The 13160-nt window shown below is 53.6% G+C and carries 15 protein-coding genes; 2 read left to right on the top strand and 13 right to left on the bottom strand.

Annotated elements, in window-relative coordinates; all coding sequences use genetic code 11:
* Nucleotides 1-350 precede the first annotated feature (350 nt).
* Nucleotides 351-605: a type II toxin-antitoxin system Phd/YefM family antitoxin gene (locus ABLA85_RS04075; RefSeq protein WP_187650731.1), complete on the top strand. Its 255-nt coding sequence runs from the start codon at nt 351-353 to the stop codon at nt 603-605.
* Complete coding sequence (locus tag ABLA85_RS04080) at nt 605-1030, top strand: type II toxin-antitoxin system VapC family toxin (protein WP_367961883.1); 426 nt, start codon at nt 605-607, stop codon at nt 1028-1030. Before ABLA85_RS04075 ends, ABLA85_RS04080 begins: the two co-directional genes overlap by 1 nt.
* Before the next feature lie 30 nt (nt 1031-1060).
* Here ABLA85_RS04080 and ABLA85_RS04085 read toward each other — a convergent pair whose 3' ends face one another.
* The 13 genes from ABLA85_RS04085 to ABLA85_RS04145 form a co-directional block, all read right to left on the bottom strand.
* The gene (locus ABLA85_RS04085) at nt 1061-3694 is read right to left on the bottom strand and encodes a host specificity protein J (protein WP_367961618.1); all 2634 of its coding nucleotides are present in this window, start codon (nt 3692-3694) and stop codon (nt 1061-1063) included.
* 17 nt (nt 3695-3711) lie between these two features.
* Entirely contained in the window at nt 3712-4287 is a 576-nt protein-coding gene (locus ABLA85_RS04090) for a tail assembly protein (protein ID WP_367961621.1), read from the bottom strand.
* Nucleotides 4284-5030: a C40 family peptidase gene (locus ABLA85_RS04095; RefSeq protein ID WP_367961623.1), complete on the bottom strand. Its 747-nt coding sequence runs from the start codon at nt 5028-5030 to the stop codon at nt 4284-4286. Before ABLA85_RS04095 ends, ABLA85_RS04090 begins: the two co-directional genes overlap by 4 nt.
* Nucleotides 5031-5032: 2 nt before the next feature.
* The gene (locus ABLA85_RS04100) at nt 5033-5770 is read right to left on the bottom strand and encodes a phage minor tail protein L (protein WP_367961624.1); all 738 of its coding nucleotides are present in this window, start codon (nt 5768-5770) and stop codon (nt 5033-5035) included.
* An 11-nt stretch (nt 5771-5781) separates the two neighbouring features.
* The gene (locus ABLA85_RS04105) at nt 5782-6114 is read right to left on the bottom strand and encodes a phage tail protein (RefSeq protein ID WP_367961885.1); all 333 of its coding nucleotides are present in this window, start codon (nt 6112-6114) and stop codon (nt 5782-5784) included.
* Nucleotides 6114-9455: a phage tail tape measure protein gene (locus ABLA85_RS04110; protein WP_367961626.1), complete on the bottom strand. Its 3342-nt coding sequence runs from the start codon at nt 9453-9455 to the stop codon at nt 6114-6116. The genes ABLA85_RS04105 and ABLA85_RS04110 overlap by 1 nt, the downstream gene beginning before the upstream one ends.
* Before the next feature lie 227 nt (nt 9456-9682).
* Complete coding sequence (locus ABLA85_RS04115; RefSeq protein ID WP_367961627.1) at nt 9683-10030, bottom strand: phage tail protein; 348 nt, start codon at nt 10028-10030, stop codon at nt 9683-9685.
* Entirely contained in the window at nt 10027-10491 is a 465-nt protein-coding gene (locus tag ABLA85_RS04120) for a major tail shaft subunit (protein WP_047685480.1), read from the bottom strand. The genes ABLA85_RS04115 and ABLA85_RS04120 overlap by 4 nt, the downstream gene beginning before the upstream one ends.
* 16 nt (nt 10492-10507) lie before the next feature.
* Complete coding sequence (locus ABLA85_RS04125; RefSeq protein ID WP_367961629.1) at nt 10508-10912, bottom strand: HK97-gp10 family putative phage morphogenesis protein; 405 nt, start codon at nt 10910-10912, stop codon at nt 10508-10510.
* Nucleotides 10909-11298: a hypothetical protein gene (locus tag ABLA85_RS04130; protein ID WP_367961631.1), complete on the bottom strand. Its 390-nt coding sequence runs from the start codon at nt 11296-11298 to the stop codon at nt 10909-10911. Before ABLA85_RS04130 ends, ABLA85_RS04125 begins: the two co-directional genes overlap by 4 nt.
* Nucleotides 11291-11611 (bottom strand): phage head closure protein, encoded by a 321-nt coding sequence (locus ABLA85_RS04135; RefSeq protein ID WP_367961633.1) that lies wholly within the window; start codon nt 11609-11611, stop codon nt 11291-11293. Before ABLA85_RS04135 ends, ABLA85_RS04130 begins: the two co-directional genes overlap by 8 nt.
* 10 nt (nt 11612-11621) lie before the next feature.
* Nucleotides 11622-11924, bottom strand: a complete 303-nt coding sequence (locus ABLA85_RS04140; RefSeq protein ID WP_367961635.1) for a head-tail connector protein — start codon at nt 11922-11924, stop codon at nt 11622-11624.
* A gap of 15 nt (nt 11925-11939) precedes the next feature.
* Nucleotides 11940-13151, bottom strand: a complete 1212-nt coding sequence (locus ABLA85_RS04145; protein WP_367961637.1) for a phage major capsid protein — start codon at nt 13149-13151, stop codon at nt 11940-11942.
* Between the last annotated feature and the right edge of the window lie 9 nt (nt 13152-13160).

The following is a 13160-nucleotide window of genomic DNA, read 5'->3' on the forward strand; positions in this document are numbered from 1 at the left end:
AATTAAGGGACACAACCTAGTTTTTGTGGTTAGCGGTTTTATCGTGTTACTAGCACGTTAAAGCCGCGTCGAAATTTTCACCGCCACTCTATCCCCCACCCAAATAACATGCCACTGACAAAAATGGCCTTTGCAAAGCGGCTCGCAAAATAACGACAGCGAATGTATTCCATTGCTATTGATTATCGGCTTGGAATAACAGACGTATACCCAGTATCCAGAGAGAAATAAACCTAACAGGCATGTTACCCGCTGTCATTTAGAACAATGGAAAAGTGAACACAATTTGCACTATTATTCACCTTGTAGTAATGTACCTACTATAGCGAATTAAAGTAGGAGGTGCTGCCATGACCATCACAACCCTCTCCAGCCGGGAACTGAACCAGGACGTTACCCGCGCGAAGAAAGCAACCAAGAACGGCCCCGTATTCATCACCGATCGCGGCAAGCCGGCTCATGTGCTGTTGAGCATCGAGGAATACCGGCTGCTGACCAAGCAGCATCGCAACATTGCCGATGCACTGGCGATGCCGGGCGTTGCGGATATTGAGTTTGAGCCGCCACGCGTGACTATCGGTATCCGTCCGGCTGATTTTTCATGATGTACGTACTCGATACCAACGTGGTGTCCGAACTACGAAAAATTCGGGCTGGAAAGGCGGATCCAAATGTGGCGGCATGGGCTGAAAATGTCGATGCCGCCGACCTCTTTGTATCCGCCATCACCATCATGGAGTTAGAGCTTGGCATTTTATTGATTGAGCGTAAGGACGCCGCACAAGGGGTCATACTGCGGGCATGGCTGGAGCAACATGTTTTGCCGGAGTTCTCCGAACGAACCTTGCCCGTCGATACAGCCGTAGCACAACGCTGCGCCCGGTTGCACGTACCCGACAGATGCAGCGATCGTGATGCGCTGATTGCGGCGACGGCACTTGTGCATGGTATGACGGTCGTCACGCGTAACGTAGCTGATTTTCAGTCTACAGGGGTAACAATCCTCAATCCGTGGGAATCGAATCCATAATAATGAGAGTCGAAAACTGTCGTTATCGAGTTACTGTATGCGTCGCTTAAGCTCCTTCAGCATGTCATGCAGTTTCTCAATGGCCTGCGCGTTTTCCGCAATAGACTGCTTGTGACGCACGTCGGCTCGGGCCTGCTCATTGAGTTGCTCTTGTAAACGCCGCCCGGTTTCTGCGTCCAGAAAATGATCCTGACTGGCCTCCACTATCCAGCCGATATCATTGGACGCAGCACCGCTGACCAGTGGCGTCCACGCAGAAGCGTTACCCGATTTGTCCACCAGCCGTGCCCGAAAGTAGAGTTTCTCCCCCGCTGCCAGCCCCTGCAACGTGTAGGTGCGTTGCGGATAGGCAATATCGGCAAACTGCAGCGTATCGTCATCCTCGCCGCTTTTGTTGTAGCAAATTTCCGTTTTCAGCAGAATAACCGTCGGGTTGGCAAAGTCCCAGTCCAGCCGGAGACCAAAAAGCAGCGGCGTAGTTCGGAGGGACTGCGGCTCTAATGGCGGCATGTTGTACCTTTCCAGCAGAGTATCCCGGGTGCTCACCCAGATACTGGATATCGCGGCGGCATTCGCCGCCCTGACTCGCGCCTGATAACATCCGTCATCGACGTTCGGTATCTCAAGACGCCGGGCGGTCGTCTGGGGAGCCGTTATCCAGTTGCCATTGTCTTTGCGCCATTCGACGTCATAGGCCACGGCACTGTCGGCGGCATCCCATGTGATCTGTAATGTAGCGGTGATAATGCCCTGATTGATCGCCGTATCACTGTCGATACGGACATGCTTCGGTGCCGGCTGAACACGGGGCGGAAAGGTGCTAACGGGACGTTCGTCAATACGGGTGTTCCTGTCAATAAGTGCATACTTGTCTGGGTTATGCTCAACTGCCGTAATGTCAAACGAGACACCGTCTTCCCCCGCTTTGATCCCCATCACCCGGAAGGGGTGCTCCACGTTATAGCTGGATTCAATGGACCAGACGGCCCCCGCCTCCGGAAGATCGGAATAAGCATAGCCACCGCTACTCACGGAAACGTCCTGTCCATTGATCGCGGTAATGAGATCCTTTCCTGTTTTACCGGAAGGCAGGTTGACGACCAGCCAGTCCCCCGTTTTTGCCGATGGCACCCGATCCAACGTGAGCATATATCGCCTCGGCACAGCCTGAATACGCCCACTTCTCCCGGCTCCTGACAGCAGATTATCCGCTATGCCGATAAGGTAACCCGGCAGGGGAATACGCCCCTCCAGCCCGACAGTAAAAGTGACGGTTCGGTCATGTTCATTGGTGTGCAGCACCCATTTGCCACGCCGGATAGCTTCACTCTGACTCGTACAACCGATAGCCGTGATGTCGGCCTGCCGGATACCATAGCGGCGTATCAGGTGGTGTTCAAATACCGGTTCAATCGCATCCTGATAGCCGTTCTGCGGATCGGACCAACTCACCATGGCGGTGGAGTAATGGGTTTTCTCGCTGGCACTGGCATAGGTGAATTTGCCGTCACGCACATTGGCACCCGTAAAGAGATAATCCCTGTCACGGGGCATATCCGCCAGCACATTCATGCTGTTATTGGCCCAGAACGTCATCCCCCGGAAGATCCCCGCAATGTCACGCAACACCGCCCAGGCATCTTCCTGTGACTGGATATAGACATTGCAGGTGAATCGCGGCTCTCCACCGCCTTCACCATCCGGCACCGTCTGATCGCAATATTGTGCGATGCTATACAGATCCCATTTTGCCTGCGTCAGGTTCTCCGTTTTCACCCGAGTGCCAATACTGAACCGGTCATTGATCATCAGGTCATACAGCACCCAAGCCGGGTTGTCGCTCCATGCCCATTGGAAGGTGCCATCCCAGCTACCGTAATAACGGCGACGTGCCGGGTCATAATTGGCGGGCACACGGATGATGCGCATCTTGGGTTCACAGGTGATTTGCGGGATGTTGCGAAACTGTTTGGCATCAAACTGAACAAATAACAGGGCCGTTTCGGGATAACTCAATTTGGCGTCGATCACCTCGGTAATGGCTTCCACCACCATCGCATCGGCGATCCGGTTGCTGGTCTGTTTTGGCGTCAGCCGCCGAAGGCGCACCTGCCAGCCCGAATGAGCGGCAGGTAAATCCACCCGATGGGAACGTTCGTATTTCGTGGTGGTTTTGCCATCAACGGCGGTTTTCAGGATTTCCTTAAAAGCCCCGCCATCGGTGGCGAGGTCAATGGCATATTCAATGCGATAGCCCACCGTGTCGCCATTGTCTTTTTGCTGTTGCAACTGGGGCCACGATAACCGCAGGCGAACTGCTGATAACTGAATATTGGTGACCGTCGTCACCCACGTACTGACCAGTTCAGCACTGACGGTGCGGGCATTTTCGACCGCTGGCATACCGGGGATATACGCCTGATGGGGTGTGCCGGGACGAAATTCCCATTTGACCCCTTCAAAATTGGGCGTACCGTCAGCGCCGATAAGCGGCGTGTTATCCAGAAAAATACGCCGGCCATCCAGCTCGCCCGCAAATTCCCCTTCACCGAGGGCAAGGAGAATTTTGGTGTAGGAAGTCGATTGCAGGGAATCCGGTGCTTCCACCGGGGTACGCGGCTGCTGTCTGCCACCTTTGTTCCCTTGTATGGGCTGCTTTTCCATCTTTCATCCTCTGCCTGCTATTGTTGGTCTTCCGCATAGATACCCGCTGAAATAATGGCCCCGCCAATACGGCGTCGGCCATAACCGATGGGTACCGGATTGCCCTGTGCAACGGTATTCACCGGTCCCCCGAACGCATAGGACGGTTTGTTATCGGGATCTTCGCGCCGGGCCAGCCCGCCCGGCATCGGCGAGAGCATTTGCACCACGCCCCCCAGCATCATACCCACCCCGGACATCACCATTGGTGCACCAAACGGCGTCGCCCACAAAAATGCCCCGGCCACCACCATCACCGCGCCCAGAATGGTCTGGAAAACACCGGCATTTTTGCTGCCGATAATCATCGGGGCAATCCGGATAGCGTCCTGCCCGGAAAACCCCAGCTCTTCCCGGCTGAGATTGCGTTTTCCGTTAAATACGGCAAAAGTCAGTCCCTGTTCTTTGGCGGTCAGCAGGAAGCGTTCAAATCCTTTAATCAGCACGGATAATGCCCGGATGGCTTCCTGCGGAGTAGAAACCGCCAGTTGATGCACTCGCCCGAAGCGGGTACCGAGTACACCGTAAAGCCGCACGGTTCGTAATGTGTTCATGATGTGACTTCCCTCAACAAAAAATCCGCCGACGCGGATGAGTGACGTAAGGTGATGATGGTGCGTTCCTGCCAGTAGCCATGATAGGGCTCTCGCTTACTGAGCTGACCGTACAAATGGTGTAACATCAGGCCGTCACCCAGATAAATCCCGGCATGATTGGGTTCACTGGCCTGCACCTGCATAATGATCACATCCCCTGTTTGTAATTCCCCCCGACACGCAATAAATCCAGCTTCAGCATACTGTTTCATATACAGATTTTCGCCCCGATCCCACCAGCCATCCGTGCGTTCAAAATCCGGCAGTTCAAGCATTCGCTCCAGTTGGTACCAATCACGCACGATGGCATAACAATCCCAGATACCGTGCACGAACGGGCGACCGATTAAGGGCTTAATGCCTGCCAGGGGCATCAGAGTACGGCTATCGCCTTCCGGCCACGAAACAATCACCCACGGGAGTTGTGACAGGTCACACTGGGCGATATCGAGCTGGCTCGGTTGTGTCGTCGCGTCGGGGTGGCTATGAACAATGGCAACAATCGCCCCTTGGTCTTCGGCAGCCGCATAATCCGCTGGATGAATAAGGAACTGCACTGTAGGTGACGACGCGGTATTGCGACAGGGCACATAACGCTGCCGTCGGCCCTGTTGAATAACCAGCCCGCAACCTTCATTCGGATAAGCCGCTTGGGCGTGTGCCATGATGGCGCGGGTCGTGGTTTTTCGCAGTATTGTCATGGTTACCGCCTTAATAATGCCGAGCCGGGAAAGCCGCCAAACGGTAATTGTGCTGTATCACCAAAGCGTTTTTTACAGTCGCTCATTAATCCTCCACAGGCATCCAGGGCCGGATCATCGGTCGGTTTGCCCCGTTCAGTAAAATAACGGGGATCGGTATAGCCACACGGTGACTGGCGATACTGCCCACGGATGCACCATGTACACAGGCTGTGAATTTGCCGGGTCGGGATTTTAATCCCCTGTAAATCGGCGGGAGAAGAGAGCGAAAACTGGATAGTTTCGTTATCTTCCTGAGTTTTGCTGTCGATGTAGAAAACATCGATTTTTTCCTGCGTCGGGTCAGCTTGCGGGTTGCCATCCGGGAAATTACGGGCATCCAGATAATGGGCAAAAGTCAGGCGGATTGTGACCCGCGCCTGCACCATGTTTTGATACGCCAGACACAAGGCACTGAGCGTACCGTCCAGATTGGCCACATTAAGGGTCGGTGTGACCGCCCGGCCATCGCCGGTCACTTCCAGCCCTTCGATGCTGACGGGCCACGGTTTGTATTCGATACCCTGCCACCAGAGGGATTTCACCGGGACATGCCCGCTATGTTCCAGTTCGGCCTCGGAATACGGGATCGGGTGATGATGAAAGAACAAGATTGGCCCACCAAATGCCGAGCCATCGACAGTAAATAAGACAATTTTACTCCCCGGCTCAAGCCGCTGAAGTGTGGTATTGATAGTCATAATGAAATCGCTTACGGATGATAAATACGGGTGAAGGTCACGGAGAGGGTGAAATAAGCGCCATAGGCCTGAACAGTGAATTTTCCCGCCTGATACAGCCCCAGTTCCGATAACGGATTACGCCATTTAAATGAGCGCCAGCCCTGATGCTCACGCAGAAAAGCGATAATCGGCTGGATGTCAGACCGTACTCCGACAAAAGACAACGGCCAACTTTCGCGCTGCGTGTTGATCCCATCGCCTGACATTTGTTTATAGCCATCACCGAACTGGACAGCGCGTACAATCGGCTCAAACTCGCCACTCGCCCCCACTCTGGCCGGAAAATTAAAGGTTTTTATCATCATCGGCCTCCTTTAATCGCCGCACTGAGTTCCCCTCCCTGGCTGAGACTTTTATGCAGTAAAAATTTGAAACGCTGATCGACGTATTTCGCGATATCCTGCCCCGCAGATTCTGCACCACTCGAGGTTTTCGTGTCGTGAGTGCCCTCAGAGTGGATCACGATATGAACGGAGTTAAAGGTTTGGTTACCCGTACTGCCGGTGGCCTGAACGCCCAGCTTACCGTCAGTCCCCCGTTTTAAGGGTAAAATCGCTTCCGGTCCGGCTTCCCCCATCACCCCGCCCCCTTTGGCAAACGCAAACAGGGTCGGTTGGCTGACCACCTGCCCACTGTATTGGCTTAAATCTGCCGATTGATAAACACCTCCTTTGGCATTAGATAAGGGGATTGGGCTTTTCCAGACATCCGGCGTGATGGTGGTACCCGAACCAATTGAAGACATTCCACCACCGGCTGAGGACAATGCACTGGCGCCCATGTTACCCATCGCGCCACCGAAAAAACCGGAGATTGCTTTGGTGAGCAGTGCCTGTACTGCAATGCGAATTAAATCCTGAATGATGGATTGCGCCAATGATGCGGATAATTCCCGCATCGATTCCGAAAAGGATTTTGTCCCCGTCAACATGCCGGTTAAGGCGTTACCCGTACGTTGCTCAACCACATCCAGCAGGTTCATCTGCATTTTCTGGAAATCCCCCTGTGAGGCGTATAAATCCTTGGCGGCAGCCAATTGCGCCTCTTTGGCACGATGAGCCGCAGCGGTCATTAACTGTTCATGACGTTCTTTACTGATAAGCCCATTGCGGTAGTAACTGTCATAGAGCGCTTGTTGCTCAGTCAGCTGATTTTGCAGTTGCACAACCGGATCCACCTCGCCGGCCATCTCTAAACGCGGAGCCGAAATTTGTTTTGCCTGTTCCGCTAATGTGTCTTTCACCGACGTTTGATACAACATTTTACTGGCGCACAGGTATTCCTGTTCAGTCAATAACCGTTCGCTGTACAGCGCTTTCAGTTCTGCACTGGCGTCTTTTTCCTGCCGGCGCAATGCGGCAGCTGGGGAATATTTTTCTGCCAGTTCCAGCCGCTGTTTTTGGTGATTTTCAGCATTGAGGATGTTTAAGCGCTGAAGCTCACTGTCCGAAGCGATACCCGATTTGCCAACATCATGGATCTTACCCCGCATCTCTTTTTCGCTGAGCCGGATACGCTCCAGGCTGGTGGCATGGGTCTGCTCAATTTCCTTGCGTAACTGCTGGTAAAGGGTAAGTGATTGTTTGCCCTGTTTCTCCTCGTTCGTAAGATCCTGACCTGTCCATGGACTCTCCGTGCCGTAACCTGTGGGGTTTGGCGGCTCAGGCGGGGGCTGGTCAAAGAGACCGGCGGCCGAGGTTGCCTGTAGGTTTTTCTTTCTGGCGGTTTTCTTTTCTATTCCTTTGAGAATATCTTCTCGTCGACTGAGTAAGACCCGGCCTTGCTTTTCAACTTCTTTGGGGTCTTCATAAAGAAAACGTAAGAACCCTTTTTGGCGATTTTCTAAGTGCTTGATACGGGTTTGAGAATACCGTTCCAGTTGGCTATCAATCTGCCTGAGTTCTGCTTTCAGATGGTTGATATCATCGTCAGTCTTATCCAGCTCGACTTCCACCTTAATGCTGGAAAGCCGTTGCAGTTCAGCCACAGTTTCAACGGTTTCATCCTTTAAGTGCCTTAATCCCTCTCTGGCTTGGACGCTGGCGTTATATAACCCATACAGAGCAGAACCCGCCAGCATGGCTGTACCAAATGGCCCACCCATCATGGCAAGCGCGCCACGGGCAAATCCTCCAGCGGCAGATAATGCCCGATAGGAATAAGACAGCCGACGGTTAGCTGCTTCAAGTTGTCCTGTTGCCTGTGTTTGCAATTTAAGGGCTTCGGTTTCCTGCCGGATCAGGGTGCTTTTTTCTTTCGCATAATTGATGGAAAGGCCGTGCAAACGATTGGTTCTTTCCAGATATTGAATGTGCCTGCCCTGAACTTCTGTTGAACGCAGCGTGGCATTGGTCTGTTCAAGGGTGCGTTTGGCGGTTTCAGCCTGCTGTTTTGCCGCATCTCGAGCCGTTTTTTCGGTGGATCGCCATGCTGTCATATTTTCACGCAATCCCGCGGTCAGCTTGGTGGCGACCACCGGAATGAACGTATGCAATGCCACACTGGCCACCCAATTAAAATTCTCGGACAGCGCATTAATCGCCGTGGTTGCTCCCTGCACGCCAGTACGTAATGGACCATCGGCACTTTGCCCGATTTTCACCGCCATCCCTTCAAAGGCGCGGGTCAGTACATCCAAATCGGCACCAAGGTTATTCGCCCGGGCGCTGGCTTGCTCATAGGCGACCTGCGTCCCGGTCAGGGCTTGGGTCAGTGCTTCCAGTTTTTCCCGCCCGGTGACCAGATTCGACGCGGCACTGACATTCGCCCGACCGAACAGTTTGACTGCCTGTGCGGTAGACAGGTTCTGACGGGTCAGGTATCCCAAGGCTGACGACAAACCCACCACCGATGGTTTCAGTTTTTTATCGGTGGAACGCTCCAATGCCAGTATCACATTACGGATCGCAATGCCTGCTTCGCCGCCTTTGATGCCGCGCTCCGCCAGTATCTGGATCGCCGCGCCCAGTTCTTCAAAACTGATCCCGGCTTGTGCGGCGACCGTCCCGCCATTTTTAATGGCCTGAGCCGTCTCGTTAATTTCGGAAGCACCGTATTTCGCGCCGGCTGCCAGTACATTAATAAAGCGATCGGCTTGTGCGGCACTGGCACCGAACTGGTTGAGTGATAACGCCAGTGCACGGGTGGCCTCCGGCAAATCAATCCCGGATGCCTGCGCCAGTATGACCGCTTTCTCAGTGGCTTGGGTGAGTTGCTCGGTGCTTTTGAGCAACTCCGGTTTGGCCGAGGCCATCAGTTTCAGCGCCTGTGCAATGCCGGTCGCCCCGAACTCAGTGGTACGCCCCAGCCGTTGGGCGTTTTCATCCAGTTTCTTGAGTTGTTCGCCCGTTGCGCCGGTAATGGCGGACAGGTCAGACAGCGCCTGCCCGTATTTGCGGGTATGAGCCATCACGGTATTCAGTGAAAAACCCGTGCCTGCCAGTAACGCCAGTTGTCCGGAAACCGATTTGATGTGTGACGCCAGTGAACTGTACGCCTTTTTGGCCTTTTTCGTGTCCGATACAGTTTTATCGGTGAAGCGTTCAGACTCCCGCCCGGCATAGCGGTAAGCGTCCCTCATCTGGGATTTGAACGACGTCGCATTGACCAGCAAGCCCACCGTCAGGGTAGATAAATTCGCCATAACTTAACCTAATAATTTCATCACCGCATCACACTGCGCCTGCACCGTATCACGGGGAACGGAGACTGGGTCAGTAGAGAGATTGTCCGGCTGTTTACGGTTTTTCAATCGGTAATAGGCCTGCCACTCGTTGAGTGTCGAGGCCGGTAAAGACAGGATGCGATAAGGGTCAATTTCTCCGAGTTGCTCCGCCAGTGTAAAAGCAAAGTGCAGCCACGGCGAGCGGGTTAGTTTTTTTCGGCCTCCTCCAGCGTACCAATGGAATGGCGCTTCACGGTCTGGATCGCGTCAATCAGGGTGGCGTTATCATGGATAGCCATCAATTCATCTGCCGTGGGCAGCTCATTCGCCGGGATCGGTTTACCTTTGTCATCCACCAGACAATCCAACACCATCTGGATATTCAGGCGGGAGGCTTCACGCCCATCTCCCGCTTCACTGAATTTTTCGGCTTTTTCTTCCACATCTAAGAGTTCCAGCGCGGTCATTCGGCGCAGATTAACGTTAATGCCAAACAGTTCAACCGCTTTAATCTGCGGGCGCGGGGTGAGTAAAGCCGCTTTCAATGCGTTCATTGGGTAACTCCTGTTTTCTTGTCCGCGATACCCCAGACAAGGTTGTTTTGTTTGCCTTTGACGGTGATTTGAATCACTTCACTCGCCGGCGCGTTAATGTCGTTCATTTCCCAGCCGGACAGCGCCAGTATCATCGTGGCGGTACGTTGATTCGGCAGAGCAAGATAAAACTGCACCGTTTCGTGCTGTTCCGCCGCATTCAGGAAAGAGACAAAATCTGCGTTCGTCGGGTCATCGATAAAGCCGAGGGATTTTTCCGGGCCTTCCGGCATATCAGAGATAAACTGTTTATTCGTATCCACCAAGGTGGTGCAATCAACAAAACTGCCCGTCAGTCCCGTGGCCCCCAGTGCTTTGCAATTGATGAGGGGTTTCATCTGCGCCACGCTGTCGCCGGGTTTGCCGAACTTGACCAAGGTCCCTGCCGGCAAGACGGCATATTCCGGTGAGGAGGTTGCCATAAAATTAACTCCTGTCTTATTGGCTGTAATCGGCCAGTGCATCACGAATTTCCTGTGTGAGCACCTTGATAACAGCGGTTTTGTTGTAATCCAGCGCCGGACGGATAAACGGTCTCGCTACCTGTTTGACCGTCCCCATTTCCTGCGCCAGGGCTTTTATTCGGTGGGCTTTCGCCGGGCCAACCGTGATCATCACGCCGCCCGAATATTTCGTCGATTTTGTCGTGCGAATGTGAATATTGTCCCGCAAATGCGCGGTGTGACTGTGCTTGTCGTAACCGGCATGGGCCTGCATATCTTCCTGTACAATCTGCATCGCCTTTTTACCGGCTTTTCGCATGATGTCGGTCTGAAGAGCGGTATCCAGTGCCTGCAATTGACGCCCCAGCGCGGCCCATCCCGTTGTGTGTGCCGTGATCATGCCGGCTTCTCCGTGTAAGTGATGATAAAGTCCCGTGTGATACGGTAACGCTTGCGATTTTCGGTCAACTCTTCTACTTCCTGCTGCAACATCCCGCGTGAAACGGTTTGCACCGGATAACGGCCGAGCAGGCCATGCTGCACGGCTTCCCACGCAGAACGGATTTTCGCTTCCAGTCGCAGCGCTTGGGTGTAATCGTTCAGCACCATAATGCTGATTTGGAAACGGGCTTCAATTAATGGCGAGGCCACCAGCCCGACAATCAAGCGGGGATCGCTGATACGCTGGTAGGTCACGCCCTCTAATACCGTTGACGGCAAGATCAGCGGGTAAACCGGCAGGCCTGTTAACCGTTCTAAATCAGCTTTCAATTCAAGTTCAATCATGACGTACATCTGCCTCTGTGGTTATTATCGTGCGGTCAGCACGATTACGGTCAACAGCACGCACCGTGAACCGCCTTTCCTGATGTTCAATCAGCCAGCCCGGTTGGATATCACTCCGGGGTCTGACGGTAAATTGCTGTACCTCGATCACCTGCTGTTGCCCGGCAGTACGGATCTTTCGGTTGGATACCGCTTCGGCTTTTGCCCAGACAGTGACGACATCACTGTGGCTGAACGTTTCTGAACCCAGTTCGTCCCGATGGATAACCGGGCGAAATAACCGGATGCGATGACGCAGTTCTCCTGCTTTCATCGGTATTCCCCTATAACGGAATAAAACGATAGGGCTCTAGCAAAACCTGAAAGCCCAGCGGCAATGACTGGGCCTCCCGGTTGTCGTACCAGAACCCCACCGTCAGCATAATCGCCAGTGTCACATCGTCGGTGACGAGCAGGCCGTCAGGATCATCCTCCGGCACTGAATCCTCATACAGATGGCGATTCAGGTAACTTTCTGCTCGTTTGATGGCGGCGCGGGAATAGGTGTTTAATAAATCATCTTCGCTATGGTTATCACTGTCGAGTCGGCACTGCTGCCGGAGCAGCTCAAGGGGAGGAAAAGGCATAGGAACTCCTGATAATTAGGCCTTACCTTCTGCGGCTTTCAACAGTTTCACCGCGTTGCTGTCCACCAGCAGAGAACCGACCCGTTTGGTGGTGTAGAAGTGAATAAACGGCTTGTGCGTGTACGGGTCACGTAACATGCGCACCCCGAGACGATCCAAAATGGTATAGCAGCGTTTGAAGTTACCGAACGCTACCGGCACCGCACCGGCGCCCAAATCCGCAAACTGTTCGTTTTCCGCAATACCGTAGCCCAGCAGTGCAGAGGGTTGCCCCAGTTGCAGACCCGGCTGCCACAGGTAATTGCCCTGACTGTCTTTTAAGGTGCGTACCTGAAACAGCAGGTTGTTATTCATCATGAACTTCGCGCCGGTGCGGTACGGTTTACGCAGGGTATAGATCAGCTGCATAATTTCATCGGCGGTGACCTCGGTCGGCTTTTTCAGCAACAGATGCTGTAGTGTGCCCCATTTACGGGCTTTGTCTTCCTGTCCATCACTGCCGTAGGCCAGTAAGCCTTTCGGTTTGTTTTTGCCGTCTCCGTGGGTAAAGGCGCTTTCTTCCTGCCCGGCAAATTCCTGTGTCAGTTCCGACGAGATAAAGGCGTCCACATTGAAAAAGGCATCATCCAGCATGGTCTGGGTCGCGGCAGGGTTGCCGTAGATTTCACCCCAGGTCGGTTCGATGGGGGCCAGCTTCGGCGTTTGAGTTCCCGGACGTTCATCGGTTTCGCCTACCCAGCCACTATTAACGCCCCCCTGATTGATCAATCGTTTAAAGTTCGGGTTGCCAACCGAGATCACATGACACTCGGCACGCATCACCACCTCCTCTTTCAGGGCAGTGATGATATTGCGATCCAACTCCTCCGGCACGGCATAGCCGCCATCCGGATCGACCGTGGTCTGCATCGCTTTTTGCTCCAACTCTGCCAGCCCGTCTTCCTTACCCTTGCGGATAAACTGGGAAAATGCCGCTTTATGCTCACTGACAGCCGGTGAACTGCTGCCACCCGCCGGGCGTTTCAGCGCCGTCAGCTCGGCTTCCAGCGCGGATTTCAGACTGTCCAGCTCAGACAATTTGCCGTTCAGGGTATCCACCTGCTCGGACAACTTACCTTTCTGAGCCTCGATGGCCTCAATACGCTGATCGTTCTTCTGTCTGAACTCGTCGAAACGCTGCTGAATTTCCTGCGCAACCTGTTGTACGTCTTTCACTTCAATCGGCATAAAACACTC

It is taken from the genome of Xenorhabdus sp. SGI246 (assembly GCF_040838225.1).
GTDB classification, from domain to species: Bacteria; Pseudomonadota; Gammaproteobacteria; order Enterobacterales; family Enterobacteriaceae; genus Xenorhabdus; species Xenorhabdus indica.

Excerpts from the sequence above, each read along its gene's own strand:
- ABLA85_RS04110 (WP_367961626.1), bottom strand. The coding sequence starts at position 9,455 with ATGGCGAATTTATCTACCCTGACGGTGGGCTTGCTGGTCAATGCGACG.
- ABLA85_RS04115 (WP_367961627.1), bottom strand. The coding sequence starts at position 10,030 with ATGAACGCATTGAAAGCGGCTTTACTCACCCCGCGCCCGCAGATTAAA.
- ABLA85_RS04100 (WP_367961624.1), bottom strand. The coding sequence starts at position 5,770 with ATGACTATCAATACCACACTTCAGCGGCTTGAGCCGGGGAGTAAAATT.
- ABLA85_RS04105 (WP_367961885.1), bottom strand. The coding sequence starts at position 6,114 with ATGATAAAAACCTTTAATTTTCCGGCCAGAGTGGGGGCGAGTGGCGAG.
- ABLA85_RS04095 (WP_367961623.1), bottom strand. The coding sequence starts at position 5,030 with ATGACAATACTGCGAAAAACCACGACCCGCGCCATCATGGCACACGCC.
- ABLA85_RS04140 (WP_367961635.1), bottom strand. The coding sequence starts at position 11,924 with ATGCCTTTTCCTCCCCTTGAGCTGCTCCGGCAGCAGTGCCGACTCGAC.
- ABLA85_RS04125 (WP_367961629.1), bottom strand. The coding sequence starts at position 10,912 with ATGATCACGGCACACACAACGGGATGGGCCGCGCTGGGGCGTCAATTG.
- ABLA85_RS04090 (WP_367961621.1), bottom strand. The coding sequence starts at position 4,287 with ATGAACACATTACGAACCGTGCGGCTTTACGGTGTACTCGGTACCCGC.
- ABLA85_RS04145 (WP_367961637.1), bottom strand. The coding sequence starts at position 13,151 with ATGCCGATTGAAGTGAAAGACGTACAACAGGTTGCGCAGGAAATTCAG.
- ABLA85_RS04080 (WP_367961883.1), top strand. The coding sequence starts at position 605 with ATGTACGTACTCGATACCAACGTGGTGTCCGAACTACGAAAAATTCGG.
- ABLA85_RS04120 (WP_047685480.1), bottom strand. The coding sequence starts at position 10,491 with ATGGCAACCTCCTCACCGGAATATGCCGTCTTGCCGGCAGGGACCTTG.
- ABLA85_RS04135 (WP_367961633.1), bottom strand. The coding sequence starts at position 11,611 with ATGAAAGCAGGAGAACTGCGTCATCGCATCCGGTTATTTCGCCCGGTT.
- ABLA85_RS04075 (WP_187650731.1), top strand. The coding sequence starts at position 351 with ATGACCATCACAACCCTCTCCAGCCGGGAACTGAACCAGGACGTTACC.
- ABLA85_RS04130 (WP_367961631.1), bottom strand. The coding sequence starts at position 11,298 with ATGATTGAACTTGAATTGAAAGCTGATTTAGAACGGTTAACAGGCCTG.
- ABLA85_RS04085 (WP_367961618.1), bottom strand. The coding sequence starts at position 3,694 with ATGGAAAAGCAGCCCATACAAGGGAACAAAGGTGGCAGACAGCAGCCG.